At 66.2% G+C, this 16675-nt stretch carries 12 protein-coding genes, 1 pseudogene and 1 riboswitch; of the genes and pseudogenes, 2 read left to right on the top strand and 11 right to left on the bottom strand.

Features of this window, described 5'->3' with window-relative positions; genetic code table 11:
* Positions 1–14: 14 nt before the first annotated feature.
* The 11 genes from CGZ88_RS00275 to CGZ88_RS00225 all read right to left on the bottom strand — a co-directional run bounded on the left by CGZ88_RS00275 (position 15) and on the right by CGZ88_RS00225 (position 14819).
* Positions 15–1193 carry a histidinol-phosphate transaminase gene (locus CGZ88_RS00275; protein WP_026645204.1) on the bottom strand — a complete coding sequence of 393 codons (1179 nt, stop codon included), beginning with the start codon at positions 1191–1193 and terminating at the stop codon, positions 15–17.
* Positions 1190–2590 carry a histidinol dehydrogenase gene (gene hisD / locus CGZ88_RS00270; RefSeq protein ID WP_034523775.1) on the bottom strand — a complete coding sequence of 467 codons (1401 nt, stop codon included), beginning with the start codon at positions 2588–2590 and terminating at the stop codon, positions 1190–1192. Before hisD ends, CGZ88_RS00275 begins: the two co-directional genes overlap by 4 nt.
* A gap of 137 nt (positions 2591–2727) precedes the next feature.
* Positions 2728–6291: a DNA polymerase III subunit alpha gene (gene dnaE / locus CGZ88_RS00265; protein ID WP_101670835.1), complete on the bottom strand. Its 3564-nt coding sequence runs from the start codon at positions 6289–6291 to the stop codon at positions 2728–2730.
* A 135-nt stretch (positions 6292–6426) separates the two neighbouring features.
* Positions 6427–7365, bottom strand: a complete 939-nt coding sequence (locus CGZ88_RS00260; RefSeq protein ID WP_026645207.1) for an RluA family pseudouridine synthase — start codon at positions 7363–7365, stop codon at positions 6427–6429.
* Positions 7359–7916, bottom strand: coding sequence for a signal peptidase II (locus CGZ88_RS00255; RefSeq protein ID WP_026645208.1), 558 nt, complete (start codon positions 7914–7916; stop codon positions 7359–7361). The genes CGZ88_RS00260 and CGZ88_RS00255 overlap by 7 nt, the downstream gene beginning before the upstream one ends.
* A gap of 20 nt (positions 7917–7936) precedes the next feature.
* On the bottom strand, positions 7937–9484 hold the full coding sequence (locus CGZ88_RS00250; protein ID WP_101670834.1) for a DivIVA domain-containing protein: 1548 nt from the start codon (positions 9482–9484) through the stop codon (positions 7937–7939).
* Positions 9485–9615: 131 nt separating this feature from the next.
* A complete protein-coding gene (locus tag CGZ88_RS00245; protein WP_026645210.1) occupies positions 9616–9906 on the bottom strand; it encodes a YggT family protein in 291 nt (96 codons plus the stop codon).
* Between the two features lie 58 nt (positions 9907–9964).
* Complete coding sequence (locus CGZ88_RS00240; protein WP_026645211.1) at positions 9965–10435, bottom strand: cell division protein SepF; 471 nt, start codon at positions 10433–10435, stop codon at positions 9965–9967.
* Positions 10436–10466: 31 nt separating this feature from the next.
* Positions 10467–11738: a cell division protein FtsZ gene (gene ftsZ / locus CGZ88_RS00235; RefSeq protein WP_026645212.1), complete on the bottom strand. Its 1272-nt coding sequence runs from the start codon at positions 11736–11738 to the stop codon at positions 10467–10469.
* Between the two features lie 177 nt (positions 11739–11915).
* A complete protein-coding gene (dusB, locus tag CGZ88_RS00230; RefSeq protein WP_101670833.1) occupies positions 11916–13157 on the bottom strand; it encodes a tRNA dihydrouridine synthase DusB in 1242 nt (413 codons plus the stop codon).
* 186 nt (positions 13158–13343) lie between these two features.
* Positions 13344–14819 (bottom strand): glycine--tRNA ligase, encoded by a 1476-nt coding sequence (locus CGZ88_RS00225; protein WP_026645214.1) that lies wholly within the window; start codon positions 14817–14819, stop codon positions 13344–13346.
* Positions 14820–14931: 112 nt separating this feature from the next.
* Positions 14932–15039, top strand: a riboswitch (TPP riboswitch).
* On the opposite strand from CGZ88_RS00225, the gene thiM reads away from it, so the two are divergent.
* Positions 15030–15923: a hydroxyethylthiazole kinase gene (gene thiM / locus CGZ88_RS00220; protein ID WP_026645215.1), complete on the top strand. Its 894-nt coding sequence runs from the start codon at positions 15030–15032 to the stop codon at positions 15921–15923. Its footprint overlaps the riboswitch before it by 10 nt.
* Positions 15866–16507: pseudogene (locus CGZ88_RS09210) on the top strand (thiamine phosphate synthase); the annotation flags it as partial. The gene thiM and the pseudogene CGZ88_RS09210, both read left to right, overlap by 58 nt.
* Between the last annotated feature and the right edge of the window lie 168 nt (positions 16508–16675).

Here is a 16675-nt window from a genome sequence, read left to right as displayed (position 1 = left end):
TTGATTGGTTGGGTTCAGCGTGTCGCCGCGCGCGCTTCGACGGCGCGCATCGATTCGACGAGCGTCTTGCGGAAGACCTTCATCTCCTCGTCGGTGCCCATGCACACGCGCAGCCATCCTTCGGGGCCAACGACGCGGATGAGCACGCCGCGTTCGAGCATTTCGTCGAAGATCGCGCCGCGGTCGTCGAAGTGGCCGCCGAACATCAGGAAGTTCGACTGCGATGGAGCGACTTCGAGCGGCTTGCCGGCGTAGGTCTGCTCGCGCAGCCAAGCGGCCGTCGCCTCGCGCGTCTCACGCAGATGACCGACCTGCGAGAGCTGCTCGTCGGTGTGGTCGAAGCCGGCGAGCGCGGCGGCCTGCGTGACGGCGGACAGATGGTACGGCATGCGCACGATGCGCAGGCAGTCGATGATGCCCTTGCTCGCGGCGATGTAACCGACACGCGCGCCGGCGAAGGCGAAGGCCTTGCTCATCGTGCGGCTCACGGCGAGGTTCGCGTAGGTGCCGACGAGCGTCGTCGCCGACGGCGTACCCGGGTCGCGGAACTCGATGTAGGCCTCGTCGACGACGACGATCGGGTGCACACCGTCGGCGGCGCCCGCGACGCGCGCGTTCTGGCAGTGGTCGAGGATGCGTTCGAGGTCGGGCATCGGCAGCGGCGTGCCGGTCGGGTTGTTCGGGCTCGTCAGCACGACCATCGACGGTTCGTTCGCGTCGATGGCGGCGATCGTCGCGTCGACGTCGAGTGTGAAGTCGGCGCGGCGCGGCGCCGTATTCCACGTCGTGAACGTGTCGCGCGCGTACTCCGGGTACATCGAATAGGTCGGGTCGCAGCCGATCGCGTTGCGTCCCGGGCCACCGAAGGCCTGGAACAGCTGCAGCATGATCTCGTTCGAACCGTTCGCGCCCCACACTTCGTCGGTCGTCAGATCGGCCTGCGATTCCTTCGCCAGATAGTCGACGAAGGCCTGGCGCAGCTCCATGTGCTCACGGTCGGGATAGCGGTTGAGGCCGGCGGCCGCCTCGCGCACGCGCTTTTCGATGCTGCGCACGACGGCGTGGCTCGGCGGATACGGGTTCTCGTTGACATTGAGGCACACCGGCACGTCGAGCTGCGGGGCGCCGTAGGGCTCCTCGCCGATCAGGTCGTTGCGCAGCGGCAGGCTCGCTGGGATCGTCCCCTCGCTCATCGAAGGCCCGCCTCCTCTTCCTGGTCCTTGAGCGTCGCCTTGTCGTAAGGGTCGGCGACGAAGCGGCTGAGCACGCTTTCGCCGTGCGCCGGCAGATCCTCGGAGACGGCGAAGGCGTTGACGCGCGAGGCGAGCTCCTTGAGGCCCTGCTCGTCGTATTCGATGACTTCGACGGGCTTCATGAACGTGTGCACGCCGAGGCCGGCGGCGAAGCGCGCCGTGCCGGAGGTCGGCAGCACGTGGTTCGAGCCGGACATGTAGTCGCCGAGCGGCACCGGCGAGTACGGGCCGCGGAAGATCGCGCCGGCGTTGCGGATCTTCGCGATGACGGCGTCCGGGTCGGCGGTCTGCACTTCGAGGTGTTCGGCGGCGTAGGCGTTCGCCGCGTCGATCGACTGCTCGAGCGAATCGGTCAGGATGATGCCGGACTGGCGTCCCGACAGCGACGTGGTGACGCGTTCGGCGTGCTCGGTGCGCGGCACGCGCTTGAGCAACGAGGCCTGCACGGCGTCGGCGAGCTCGGGGCTGTCGGTGATGAGCACGGAGCCGGCGAGTTCGTCGTGCTCGGCCTGGCCGATGAGGTCGGCGGCGACCCATTCGGGGTTCGCGTCCTTGTCGGCGATGATCGCGATCTCGGTCGGGCCGGCGACGGCGTCGATGCCGACGATGCCGGAGACGAGGCGCTTCGCCGTGGCGACGAAGATGTTGCCCGGGCCGGTGATCTTGTCGACCGGCTCGCACAGCACCGGGCTCGTCGGATTGTCGACGTCGGTCGCGCCGTACGCGAACATCGCGATCGCCTGTGCGCCGCCGACCGCGTAGACCTCGTCGACGCCGAGCATCGCGCAGGTCGCGAGGATCGTCTTGTTCGGCCAGCCGTCCGGATCGTTGCGGTTCGGCGGCGTGGCGATTGCGAGCGATTCGACGCCGGCGGCCTGCGCCGGCACGGCGTTCATGATGACCGAGCTCGGATAGACGGCTTTGCCGCCGGGCACGTACAGGCCGACGCGCTGCACCGGGATCCAGCGTTCGGACACGCGTGCACCTTCGGCCAGATCGGTGTGGAAGTCCTCGGGGACCTGGTTCTTCGCGACGGCGCGGGCGCGGCGGATCGATTCCTCGATCGCGGCGCGCACTTCGGGGTCGAGCTCGGCGACGGCGGCGTCCATGACGTCGTTCGGCACGCGCAGCGACTTCGGCACGACGTGGTCGAACTTCTCGGCGTATGCACGCAGCGCCTTCGCTCCGTGCGCCTTCACGTCGTCGAGGATCGGCTGGACGAGCTCGGTGGCTTCGTCGGTGCCCATCTCGGCACGCGGCATCGCCTCGAGCATCTGGGCACGGTTGAGTTCTTTTCCGCGCAGATCAATGATGCGCATGTAGTTTTCTTCGCTCATAAGCCACTATCGTAACAACGGCCTGTCACGAGCATGATTCGCGCGCCGTCACATCTCACGATGTGGCTGCCGCGCGCAGAGCACAACGGCCACGGGGTCGCGCGCAGACCGAAGCGGCCGCGCGCTGCCCCGCGCACTCACGCGGACATCAGCGCCGCGGGGCCGAAGATGATCTTGACGTCGGCGAACAGGCTCGTGTCGCGCGTGACGCGGAACCGGTCGCCCATCGTCAGCACCTGCGCGTCGCCGCGTTCGTCGAAGACGACAAGCTTAACCTCGCAGTAGCCCGGATGGTTCGACAGCACGGCCCCGAGCTGTTCGAGGCGGTCGCGCTGCAGCGCGCCTGCCGGCAGCGCGATGAGCACCGGGCGCGCGTCCTCCGCCTCGAGCGAGGGCACCTGCATCTCGGTGGCGCGCAGCGTGACGGTCTCGTCGCGCACCTCGACCATGCCGCGCATCTGCACGACGGTGTCGACGGCGAGTTCGGCGGCCGCCGATTCGTAGACCTTGCCGAAGAGCATGCACTGAATCGAGCTTTCCATGTCCTCGATCGTCACGATCGCCCACGGGTTGCCCTTCTTCGACATGCGTCGGTCGACGTTCGTGATCAGGCCGGCGACGGTGACCTGCGTGCGTTCGGGCATCGTCGGCGCGCGATCGATCAAATGTGCAATCGACATCTCGCGCAGCGCCGCGAGGATGCTCTGCATGCCCGAGAGCGGATGGTCGGAGACGTACAGGCCGAGCATGTCGCGCTCGTACTGCAGCTTCGTCTTCTTGTCCCACTCCTCGATGTCGGGGATCGTGACGGTCGCGTCGCCCAGCAGCGCCGGATCGTCGTCCTCACCGCCGTCGAGGTCGGCGAACAGGTCGAACTGCCCGTTGGCCTGACGGCGCTTGAGGTCGACGACCGAGTCGATCGCGGCCTCGTGGATCGTGCACAGCGCGCGGCGGTTGGGGTTGACCGAATCGAAGGCGCCCCCCTTGATCAATGATTCGACGAGGCGCTTGTTGAGCGCGGTGAGCGGGGCGCGCCGGATGTAGTCCATGAAGTCGACGTAGCGGCCGCGCGGACCGTTGCGTTCGGCGATGATCTCCTTGACGGCCGTCTCGCCGACGTTCCTGATCGCGCCGAGGCCGAAGCGCACGACGTCACCGACGGCCGAGTACTCGAACACCGATTCGTTGATGTCCGGCAGCAGCACCTTGATGCCCATGCGGCGCGCCTCGCCCAGATACAGCGCCGTCTTGTCCTTGTTGCTCACGGCGCCCTGCAGCAGCGCGGCCATGAACTCGACCGGGTAATGCGTCTTGAGGTAGGCGGTCCAGTACGAGATCAGGCCGTAGGCGGCCGAATGCGCCTTGTTGAACGCATAACCGGAGAACGGCACGAGCACGTCCCAGACGGCCTGCGCTGCCTCCTGCGAGTATCCGTGTTCCTTCATGCCCTCGAAGAACGGCACCTTCTCCTTGGCGAGCACCTCGGGCTTCTTCTTGCCCATCGCACGGCGCAGCACGTCCGCCTTGCCGAGTGAGTAGCCGGCGAGGATACGCGCCGCCGACTGCACCTGCTCCTGATAGATGATCAGGCCGTAGGTCTCGTCGAGCACCTCCTTGAGCGGCTCGGCGAGCTCGGGATGGATCGGCTCGATCTTCTGCAGCCCGTTCTTGCGCTTGGCGTAGTTCGTGTGCGAGTTCATATCCATCGGGCCCGGGCGGTACAGCGCAATCAGTGCCGAGATATCGTTGAAGTTGTCCGGCTTGAGCTGCTTGAGCAGCGCGCGCATGCCGTCCGAATCGAGCTGGAACACGCCGAGCGTGTCGCCGCGGGACAGCAGCTCGTAGGTCTCCTTGTCGTCGAGCGGGATCTTCGTGTAGTCGATTGCATCCTTGCCGTTGGCCGCGATGTTCTTGAGCGTGTCGCTGATCACCGTGAGGTTGGACAGGCCAAGGAAGTCCATCTTCACCAATCCGAGCGTTTCGCAGGTGTGGTACTCGAAGGTCGTCGTCACCGTGCCGTCGGTGCGTTCGAGCAGCGGCGACGTGTCGGTGATCGGCGCAGAACCCATGATCGTCGCGCATGCGTGCACGCCGGTCTGGCGGATCAGTCCCTCGAGACCCATCGCCTTGTCGGTGATCGCCTTCGCATCCGGGTCCTTCTCGTACATCTCGCGGTACTCGCGTGCCTCGGCGTAGCGCTTCGACTTCGGGTCGAAGATGTCGTGCACCGAGATGTCCTTGCCGCCGGTGGCGGCCGGCGGCAGCGCCTTCGTGACCTTCTCGCCCATCGCGAACTCGTAGCCCATGATGCGCGCCGAATCCTTGATCGCCTGCTTCGTCTTGATCGTGCCGTAGATCACGCACTGCGCGACCTTGTCGTGTCCGTACTTCTCGCCGCAGTATTCGATCACCTTGAGGCGCCCTTCCGGATCGAAGTCGACGTCGATATCCGGCAGGCTCACGCGCTCGGGGTTGAGGAAGCGTTCGAAGATCAGGCCGTGCTCGAGCGGGTCGAGTTCGGTGATGCCCATCGCGTACGCGACCATTGAGCCTGCGGCCGAGCCGCGACCCGGGCCGACCATGATGTCATGGTCCTTCGCCCACTGGATGTAGTCGGCGACGACGAGGAAGTAACCCGGGAACTGCATCTGGCAGATGACGCCGCACTCATAGTCGGCCTGCGCGAGCACATGCGCCGGCACGTCGCCGTCGTAGCGGCGTTCGAGACCCTCCTCGACCTTCTTGAGGAACAGCGAGGTCTCGTCCCAGCCTTCGGGGCACGGGAACTTCGGCATGAACGCGCCGTCCTCGTGGTCGTCGAACATGACGTTGCAGCGTTCGGCCACCTCGAGCGTGTTGTCGCAGGCCTGCGGCAGGTCGCGGAACAGTTCGCGCATCTGCTCGGCCGTGCGCAGGTAGTAGCCTTCGCCGTCGAACTTGAAGCGGTCCGGGTCGTCGAGCCTCGAACCGGAGTTGATGCACAGCATCGCGTCCTGCGTGGCCGCGTCCTGCTCGAGCACGTAATGCGAGTCGTTCGTCGCGAGCAGCGGCGCGTCGAGCCGGCGCGCGATCTCGAGCAGGTCCTCGGTGACCTTGCGTTCGATCTCGATGTTGTGGTCCATCAGCTCGATGAAGAAGTTGTCGCGCCCGTAGATGTCCTGCAGCTCGCCGGCGGCGCGCAGCGCCTCGTCGAACTGTCCGAGGCGCAGACGCGTCTGAATGATGCCCGACGGGCAGCCGGAGCCGCAGATCACGCCCTTGCTGTAGGTGGCCAGCACATCCTTGTCCATACGCGGGTAGCGCATGACGCGTCCTTCGAGGTTGGCGACCGACGACGCCTTCGTCAGGTTGACGAGCCCCTCGTCGTTCTCGGCCCACAACGTCAGATGGGTGATCAAACCGCCGCCGGAGACGTCGTCGCGACGCTGATCCTCAGTGCCCCAATGCACGCGGCTCTTGTCGCCGCGCGCCGTCTCCGGCGTCACATACGCCTCGATGCCGATGATCGGCTTGACGCCTTGGCTGACCGCCGTGCTCCACATCTCATAGGCGCCGTGCATGTTGCCATGGTCGGTGATGCCGACGGCCGGCATGCCGAGTTCCTTGGCGCGCGCGACGAGACCGGGGATCTTCGAGGCGCCGTCGAGCAGCGAGTAATGCGTGTGGTTGTGCAGATGGACGAAGTTCGCGGATTGAGCCATGCCCACCAATCTAGCGAACTTCGGTGACGCGATTCAAGGGTCTGTGAGCGGATTCACCGTCCGTTCGCCGCGACACTCCACGGCGTTCTGTGCGCCGCGCCGCGACACGCGCGTCGGCCATCGGGCTGTCGTCGATCAGGCTTCGGCCGGCTCGGCATGACGTGCACGCAGCACGTCGAGCGCGTGCTCGAGATCGGCCGGATAATGCGAGGTGACGACGGTGTTCAGATGCGTGCGCGGGTGGCGGAACTCGAGCTGCATCGCATGCAGCCACTGGCGTTCGAGGCCGAGTTCGGCCGACAGCTTCGGGTTTGCCCCATACATCGCGTCGCCGACGAGCGGATGGCCGATCGACGAGAAGTGCACGCGGATCTGATGGGTGCGGCCTGTTTCAAGATTGATCTTCGCGAGCGTCGCCTCGCCGAAGCGTTCGAGGACGTCCCAATGGGTGACCGCCTCCTTGCCGCCCGGCGTCACGCAGAAGCGGAAGTCGGAGACTTTCGCGCGCCCGATCGGCGCCTCGATCGTCGCCTTGTCCTCTTTGAGGTTGCCCTGGGCGAGCGCATGGTAGGTCTTGATGACCTCGTGTTCGGAGAACTGCCGTCGCATCTCCTTGTACGCGAGATCGGACTTGCAGACGAGCATGAGCCCCGACGTGCCGACGTCGAGCCTCGAGACGATGCCCTGACGTCCCGGCACACCGAGCGCCGTGATGCGCACGCCGCGCTTGAGCAGAGAGCCGAGCACGGTCGGCCCCGTCCAGCCGACCGACGCGTGCGCCGCGACGCCGACCGGCTTGTCTACGACGACGATGTCCTCGTCCTCGTAGACGATCGGCATGTCCTCGGCGATCGGCTCCGGCGCGCGCTGCTCGTCGACGAGATCAAACTCGACGAGGTCGCCGTCCTGCAGCGTCGCCGACTTGCCGTGCTCCCCCTGCCGTCCGGCGATGCGCGCCTGATCGGTCTCGATCAGATCGGCCGCCTTCGCGCGCGAGATGCCGAGCATCTTCGCGACGGCGATGTCGAAGCGCCGTCCGATGAGCGTGTCCGGCGCCGGCACGACCTTCAGCATGTCCCTTCGTCCTTTCCCTGCGAGTCGTCCTTTCCCTGGGAGTGCGTGTCCTCCGTGATCCGACGGCCACCGAACGGCACGTTGCACAGGATGAGCACGACGATGCCAACGCCGGCGACCATCAGAAAGACGTCCGCGACGTTGCCGACCGACCATCCGTAGTCGAGGAAGTCGACGACCTTGCCGTTGAGAAAGTCGTCCGCGTACGCAACGCGGTCGATGAGATTGCCGAAAGCGCCAGCGAAGGCGAGCGCGAGGAACACGGTCCACGCCATCGACCGCGTGCGCAGCCCGAGCACGAGCAGCACGACGCAGGCAACGATCGCTAACAGCGCGATGAGCCACGTCATGTTCGATCCCATGCCGAGCGAGGCGCCGGGGTTGTGCACGAGCGTGAAGCGCAGCAGTCCGGGTATGACGGCGACGGATTCGCCGTCGGCGAGCAGCTCCTGTGCGATGGCCTTCGTCAGCTGGTCGATGACGATGGCGATGATGGCGATACACGCGAAGACGGCCACGCGGATACGCGGCCGTCTTCGCTCGCTGTTCAACTGATGGGTCACTGCGTCCCTCAGTTGTTCTTGTCCATGCTGTTGTAGTTGTTCGTGTCGGAGACCTGCGCCTGCAGCTGGGTGAGGAACTCGGTCAGGCGTGCGCGATACTCGGTCTCGAACTGCTTGAGGCCCTGGATGTTGCCTTCGATGACCTTCGACTGCGTCTCGAGGTTCGTGCGCACCTGCGTCGCGTAGTCATCGGCCGCCGTGCGGGTCTTCTCGTCGTAGGCCTGGGCGCGCTGCTGCACTTCCTTCTCGTACTCGTCGAGCTCGCTATGGCGATCGACGACGTACTGGTCGGCTTCGCTCTTCTTCTGCTGGGCGTAGGTGTTCCCTTCGTCCTGCTTCTTCTGGGCGTATTCGTCGGCCTCGTGCGCCTTCGCGTCGGCGTAGGTGTTCGCCTCGTTCGTCTTCGTCTCCGCGTAGTCGTTCGCCTCCGCGGTCTTGTCGGCGACGTACTGGTCGGCCTCCGCATGCTTGTTCTGCATGTAGGTGTCGGCGTCCTGACGCGTCTTCGCGCTGTATTCGTCGGCCTCAGTACGCGTCTTCGTCGAGTAGGCCTCGGCCTGCTCGTGCACGCTCTTGCCGTAGGCGTCCGCGTCGTCGCGAGTGCGCTTGCTGTAAGCGTCCGCTTCCTCGTGGACGCGCTTGTTGTAGTCGTCGGCCTCGGTGCGCGTGCGGTTCGAGTAGTCGTTGGCCTTGCCGATGAGCTCCTCGTACTTGCGCTGGCTCTGCTCGGTGATCTCCTTCGCCGTGGCCTTGCCCTTGTCGACGTACTGGTCGTGCAGCTGCATCGCGAGCGTGAGCATCGCCGTGGCGCGCTCCGGCTCGCTGTTGGCGGCCGCCGCCGCGCTCTTGATCTTCTGCAGGCTGCCGGTCTCGGTGTTCGGCTCGACCTTGGCGACCTGGTCGCGCAGCTGCTCCTCGCGCTGCTTCGACTCCTCGAGCTGCTTGCTCAGCTCGGCGATCTGGGCGTCCTGCTGCTGCGCGCGGACCGTCTGCTGGTGCGCGTTGGACAGTTCGCGACGCAGGTTCTCGCTGTCGGCGCGGAACTGGTCGCGCTGCTTGGTGATCTCGGCGAGCTGCGCGGCCAGATCCGGCTGCTCGGAGTTCTGCGCGGCCTGCGCGGTGAGCTGGTCGATCTGCGCGCTCAGACGCTCGACCTGCGCCTTGAGCTGCTCGTTCTGCGAAGCGAGCGTGCGGTTCGTGTCCTCGGCCTCGGCGAGTTTGCCCTGCGCCGCCTGCACGGCCTGATTGGCCTGAGCGATCTGTGCCTGCGCCTGCCCGTCGGCGCCCTGGGCGGCCGCGGCGCGCAGCGACTGGTTCTCGTTCTGCAGCTGCTGGACCTGATTTGTCAGATCGGAGATCTTCGTGTTGAGTTCGGAAACGTCCGGGCCGAGCGCTTGGGTCGACTGGCTGCCGGCGACGGCTTGCTTGCCCAAAGCTTCAACGGTCTCGGTGACCTGATCAAGGAAGTCGTCGACCTCGTCAACGTCGTACCCTTCTTTGAAGCGCACCGTCTGGAAGGTGTGCTCCCTAATATCCTTAGGCGTCAAAAGAGCCATATATCTTGCACCTCGCTTTGGGTTACCACCCGGCTTAGTTGGACTTATTTGTTGATGCTAGCACGGGTTGCGTGCAAACAATCACGTTTCTGCTTAATTTCCCCGCCCTGCGGCCGTCTCGCGGATCCTCGTCAGATGAGCACCCGCAGCACGATGAGCGCGAAATACAGCACGAGGAAGCTCGTGTCGAAGGACACTGGTCCCATCGGAATCGGCTTAATGTACCGACGCAGCCACCGCAACGGCGGCTCGGTGAGCGCGTAGACGATCGAGACAAGCGTCGCCGCGAATCCCCGCGGCCGCCATCCGCGCGCGAGCACAAAAATCCAGTCGAGGATCATGCGCGCGAACAGCACGAGCATGTAGGCGTCGATGAGCCAGTCGACAAGCCTGAACAGCGTCGCAATCAGCATCGAGAGCATGCCGTTCCCCTACCTTCCCGTCTCGCCTGCGCCATGCACGCGCCATGCGTCGTGCCGGTCACTGCGCGAAGAGGTCGTGCGCCGTGTTCTGCTCGGCGTCCTCGGCGACGATGTCGACGCGCGCGGGGCTGAGCAGGAACACGCGTGGCGTGACGCGCTCGATCGATCCGGACACGCCGAAGACGACGCCCGACGAGAAGTCGACGATGCGGTAGGCGACCGCCTCGGAAACGCCGGTGAGATTGAGCACGACCGGCACGCCATCGCGCAGCGCGCGGCCGACGAGCTGCGCATCCTCGTACGAATGCGGATGGATCGTCGTGATGCGGCTGACGCGTCCCTGGAATGGGGCGGCCGGCTTGCGCGCCGATGCCGGCTGCGCGGTCGCGGCCGGCATCGGCGTCACCGAGCGGTCGGAGTCGAAGGACGATGCGGCCTCGTCCTCCTCCTCATCGAATTCGGCGTCGTCGTCCTCGGCGACGTCGGTCATGCCGAGATACGACATCGTCTGCTTGAGAAACCCGGGCATCAGTGTTTCCTTTCTGGCTCTTCTGGCTCAATCAGCGCAGGAAATCCGGAATGACGATGCCATCATCCGGATCATTCGGCGCATAGCGATCCGGCTCGATGCTCGGATCGAAGATCGGCGTGACCGGCGTCGGCGGCACGGCCGGCGTGACCGGCTGCTCCGGCTCGACCGTCGTCTGGAAGATCGGCGTCGCGTTCGGCGCCGGCGACGTCACCATCCGCGGCAGCGTGCCCGTCTTGTCGGCCGGCTTGACCGGCTCCACATGGCGCGTGGGCTGGGACGCGGGCTGCACGGCGGACTGGGCGTTGGTGAAGTCCCGCGTGGTGGTACCGGTCGTCTCATGCTTCGCATCGAAGCCGGCGGCAATGACGGTGACGCGGATCTCGTCGCCGTAGGCATCGTCGAGCGCCAGACCCCAGATGATCTGCGCCTCCGGATGCGCGGAGCGGCGCACGAGCTCGGTCGCGGCGTAGGCCTCCTGCAGTTTGAGGTCGGTCGACGCGGCGATGTTGATGAGCACGCCGTTCGCGCCGTCGATGCTCTCCTCGAGCAGCGGCGAGCTGATCGCGATCTCGGCGGCCTGCGTCGCACGGTCGTCGCCCCGCGCGGAGCCGATGCCGAACATCGCGGTGCCCGAATCGCGCAGGATCGACGTCACGTCGGAGAAGTCGACGTGGATGTAGGAGTTCATCGTGATGAGGTCGGTGATGCCCTGCACGCCGGCGAGCAGCGCCGTGTCGGCGGTCTTGAACGCGTCGACGATGCCGATCGAACGGTCGGCGAGTTCGAGCAGGCGGTCGTTCGGGATGACGATGAGGGCGTCGACCTCCTTGCGCAGGTTGTCGATGCCGAGCGCGGCCGAGGCGGCGCGCTGCGGTCCCTCGAAGGAGAACGGACGGGTGACGACGGCGATCGTCAGTGCGCCCTGCTGGCGCGCGGCGCGCGCGACGAGCGGGCTCGCGCCGGTGCCGGTGCCGCCGCCCTCGCCGGCGGTGACGAAGACCATGTCGGCGCCCTTGACGGCCTCCTCGATGTCGGACTGGTGGTCCTGCGCCGCCTTCGCGCCCTTCTCAGGATCGGCGCCGGCGCCCAGACCGCGGCTCGAGGCGTCGGACAGCGAGATCTTGACGTCGGCGTCCGAACGCAGCAGATCCTTTGCGTCGGTGTTGATCGCGACGAACTCGACGTTCTGCAGCCCTTCGGCGATCATGCGGTTGACCGCGTTGCCGCCGGCTCCGCCCACGCCGACGACTTTGATGTTGGTTTTGTCGTTGAAATTGTCATTCTGGGCAATCTCGCTCACGATGTTCTCCTGTCACTCACGATGCTGGTCTCTACTGTATCGCAGACCGCACGATATTCCACGCCCCACAAGTCGCCATGTGAAACGCTTCATGGAACGTCGCACGATTGCGCCACGATGATTTCTTTGCATTCTTTTCACATTGCCGCCTTCGGTTTTCCCGTACCGGACACTCGACTAATATCCGGCATCCATCGGGTCGTCGCCGAACAGACGCTCACGCTCCTCGCGCGTCGTATGCCGGGAATCCAACCATCCGTAGGGAAGATGCACCTTTTTCGCAAAGCGAACACGGCCGCGTGGCTTGTCGACGACGCGCGCCGGGATGCGCGCGTCGGGGTCGAGCGTCGCGACGAGACGGCGGACGTCGTCGAGCCCCTCGCATTCCATGAACGCACGGCGCATCTGGCCGCCGACCGGGAATCCCTTGAGATACCAGGCCACGTGCTTGCGCAGGTCGTGCACGGCCATGCGCTCGTCGCCGTCGTAGAACTCGGTGAGCAGTTCGGCGTGTCGCACGATGATCGCGCCGACTTCGCCGAGCGTCGGGTCGGCGCGCTCGTCGCTGCCGGCGAAGGCGTGGCGGATGTCGGCGAAGATCCACGGCCGTCCTTGGCAGCCGCGGCCGATCGCGACGCCCGCGCAGCCGGTCTCGTTGACCATGCGCACGGCGTCGTCGGCACCCCAGATGTCGCCGTTGCCGAAGACCGGGATGTCGAGTTCGGCGACGAGTTCGCCGATCCTCGACCAGTCGGAGTGGCCGCCGTAGTATTCGGCCGTCGTGCGCGCATGCAGCGTGACGGCCGCGCAGCCCTCCTCCTGCGCGATGTGGCCCGCCTCATGGAAGGTCACGTGCTCGTCGTCGATGCCGACGCGGAACTTCGCAGTGACAGGGATGCCGGCCGGCTCGCACACGCGCACGACGCGGCGGACGATGTCGGCGAACAGATCGGTCTTCCATGGCAGCGCGGAGCCGCCGCCGCGACGCGTGACCTTCGGCACCGGGCAGCCGAAGTTGAGGTCGACATGGTCGGCCATATGCTCGTCGACGACGATGCGCGCCGCCTGCTCGACGATCGATGGGTTGACGCCGTACAGCTGCAGCGAGCGCGGCCGTTCCTGCGGCGCGAAGCGGCACAGCCGCAGTGCCTTCGGATTGCGCGCCACGAGCGCGCGCGCCGTGATCATCTCGGCGACGTACAGTCCGTCGGGGCCGTATTCCTCGCACAGCACGCGGAACGGCCAGTTCGTCACGCCGGCCATCGGCGAGAGCATGACGGGCGTCGGCACCGTGATCGACCCCAACTGCAACGGTTCGAGGGCATCGTCGAGCCGTTCGGGCGTCGGATCGATGCTCGGGTCGAGCGTCGGCGCGTCGGCCGCGAAGGCCGTCATGGATGGTTGCTGCGAAGCGGTCATGGTTCCCTGTTCGGACATCGGCGGATAAATCGGTGGATAACTCGAATGGCAGCGGACACTGTAGGGCGTCGCGCTGAAAGATTCCTGACAAAATGCCTGCCGGACCGGGGTCCGACAGGCATCGGGAGGAGGGACGGCCGCAGCCGCGACCGTGCGCGTTGTAGTACAAGCCTCCGGGCTGAGTACTCAGTACAAGCCTCCGGCTTGGGCGATGTGGACGCTGTCGGGCCATGCCTCGCCGCCCATCTCGACCGGCTTCATCGGCACGCGCGTGCGCTTGTCGTTGATGCGCGCGGCCACGTAGTCGGCGACCTGCGTGAGCGCGACGCGCTCCTGCTGCATCGTGTCGCGTTCACGGATCGTCACGGCCTGATCGTCGAGCGTGTCGAAGTCGACGGTGATGCACAGCGGCGTGCCGATCTCGTCCTGACGGCGGTAGCGGCGGCCGATCGCACCAGACTCGTCGTAGTCGATCATCCAGTCGTTGAGACGCAGATCGGATGCGAGGTCCTGCGCAATCTTCTGCAGCTCGGGCTTCTTGCTCAGCGGCAGCACGGCGGCCTTCATCGGGGCCAGACGTGGGTCGAGGCGCAGCACGGTGCGCTTGTCGACGCCGCCCTTCGTGTTCGGCGCCTCATCGACGTCGTAGGCGTCGACGAGGAAGGCCATGAGCGAGCGCGACAGGCCGGCCGCCGGCTCGATGACGTACGGGATGTACTTCTCGCCGGTCGCCTGGTTGAAGTAGCTCAGGTCCTCGCCGGAGTGCTCGGAGTGTGCGCCGAGATCGAAGTCGGTGCGGTTCGCGATGCCCTCGAGCTCGCCCCAGTCGGAACCCTGGAAGCCGAAGCGGTATTCGATGTCGACGGTGCGCTTCGAATAGTGCGCGAGCTTCTCCTTCGGATGCTCGTAGTGGCGCAGGTTCTCCGGCTTGACGCCCAGGTCGAGGTACCACTGCGTGCGCGCGTCGATCCAGTACTGCTGCCAAGCCTCGTCGGTGCCCGGCTCGACGAAGAACTCCATCTCCATCTGCTCGAACTCGCGCGTGCGGAAGATGAAGTTGCCCGGCGTGATCTCGTTGCGGAAGCTCTTGCCGGTGTTCGCGATGCCGAACGGCGGCTTCGAACGCGAGCTCGTCATGACGTTCTTGAAGTCGACGAAGATGCCCTGCGCGGTCTCCGGACGCAGATAGTGCAGCGAATTGTCGTCCTCGACCGGGCCCAGATGGGTGCGCAGCATCATGTTGAAGTCGCGCGGCTCGGTCCAATTGCCGCGGGTGCCGCAGTCGGGGCACACGATGTCCTTGAGGCCGTTCGGCGGCATCTGGTCGTTGTGCTTCTCGGCGTAGGACTCCTCGAGCTTGTCTGCGCGGTGGCGCTTGTGGCAGGTGAGGCATTCGATGAGCGGGTCGTTGAAGACCGAGACGTGGCCGGAGGCGACCCAGACGGCGGACGGCAGGATGATCGACGTGTCGACGCCGACGACGTCCGGACGGGTGACAACCATCGAGCGCCACCATTCGCGCTTGATGTTGTCCTTGAGCGCCACGCCGAGCGGGCCGTAGTCCCACGCCGAACGCGTGCCGCCGTAGATTTCGCCTGCCGGGAATACGAAGCCGCGACGCTTGGCGAGGGAAACGACTTCATCAAGTTTGGAATTAGCCACAATGCACCTTCTGGTTTGAACGGTTTGGGGTCTTACATCAACGTCCGCATCCTACCGTCATATCGTGACACGCCGTCGCCGCCGACGGCCTGTCCCAAGCCGCCGATACGTTCGTAAGGTGCAGGGGAACTTCCATCGGGGAAGTTGAGAGAGGCGCAACGCCTGACCCTTTGAACCTGTTTGGGTAACGCCATCGTAGGGAGTCAACATATGTGCAAGGCAACGACAGCCGACCATCACGATCTCGCAGCCGACGACGCGCTGCGCGCATCGATCCGCCGATCCGTGCTCGACGTGCGCGCACGCACGCCGCTCGCGCAGTCCTTCACGAACTTCGTCACGATCAACCTCGTCGCGAACGCGCAGCTCGCCTCAGGGGGCACCGCCGCGATGAGCTATCTGCCCGACGACGTCATCGACATCGCGGCGATGTGCGGGGCCACCTACATCAACGTCGGCACGCTGCTGCCGTTCTACAAGGACGCGCTTGGCGAGATCACGGCCGCGCTGCACGACGCCGGCCACCGCTGGGTGCTCGACCCGGTCGCCGCCGGCCTCGGCGCGACGCGCACGGCGATCCTCAAGGCGATGCGCGACGTGCCGCCGTCGGTCGTGCGCGCGAACGCGTCCGAGGTCATCGCGCTCGACGCGCTGTGGGGCCTGTCCGACGGCTCCGACGTGACCGACGGCCCCGCCGGCGTCGAATCGACCGACGATGTCGACTCCGCGCTCGCCGCCGCCAAGCGCGTCGCGAGGCATCTGCGCGCACACGACAAGGACGGCCTCGGCGCCGTCGCCGTCTCGGGCGAGACCGACCTCGTCACCGACGGCGAGCGCGTCTTCCGTCTGCCCGGCGGCGACGCGATGATGACAAAGATCACCGGCGCCGGCTGCGCGCTCGGCGGAGTGGCCGCCACCTACCTGTGCGTCGCCGAGCCGCTCGTCGCGGCGCTCGCCGCGTCCCTGCTGTTCGACCGCGCCGGGGAACGCGCGGCGACCGAGTCCCACGGACCGGGCTCGTTCCAGTCCGAGTTCCTCGACGCCCTATGGGCAATCGACGCCGACACCGTGTCGACGTCCACGATTCTGGAGGCGAACCGATGACCGCTGTGTTCCCGTATCCGTCCATGCGCAGGTCCTTCGACCTGCGGTTCTACTTCGTCGTAGGCCCCGACGACTGCAAGGGGCGCACACTCCTCGACGTCGTCTCGAAGGCGCTCGACGGCGGCGCGAGCTTCGTCCAGCTGCGCGCGAAGCACGCCGATGTCGCCGACATCGTGTCGATGGCCGCCGACATCGCCGAGGAGATCCGCGGCCACCATCTCGAGCACCGCGTCGCCTTCGTCATCGACGACCGTGTCGACGCGGCGATCGAGGCGCGTCACCGCGGCATCAAGGTCGACGGCGTCCACATCGGCCAGGACGACCTCTCCCCCGAGGAGGCGCGCCGCCTGCTCGGCAACGACGCGATCGTCGGCCTGTCGGCGAACACGAAAGAGCAGGTCGAGGCCGCGAACGCGCTGCCGGCCGGCACGATCGACTACATCGGCGCAGGCCCGCTGCATGCGACGGCCACGAAGCCCGAGGCGGGCGTCAACGGGTCGGCGGCGACGCTCGACGCCGACCAGATCAACGCGCTGTGCGACGCGAGCCTCTACCCGCTCGTCGTCGGCGGCGGCGTGCACGTCGACGATGTGCCGATGCTCGCCGACACTTACGCCGACGGATGGTTTGTCGTCTCCGCGATCGCCGCGGCTGACGATCCGGAGGTCGCCACGCAGCGTCTCGTCGACGCGTGGACCGCTGTACGCGGCGACGCGCGCCACGACTACGAGGAGACGGTCGGCACTCCGACC

The organism is Bifidobacterium anseris, from assembly GCF_002860345.1.
GTDB lineage: Bacteria > Actinomycetota > Actinomycetes > Actinomycetales > Bifidobacteriaceae > Bifidobacterium > Bifidobacterium anseris.
Note: the sequence above shows the minus strand (reverse complement) of the source record. Positions and strands in the feature narration are given on the sequence as shown.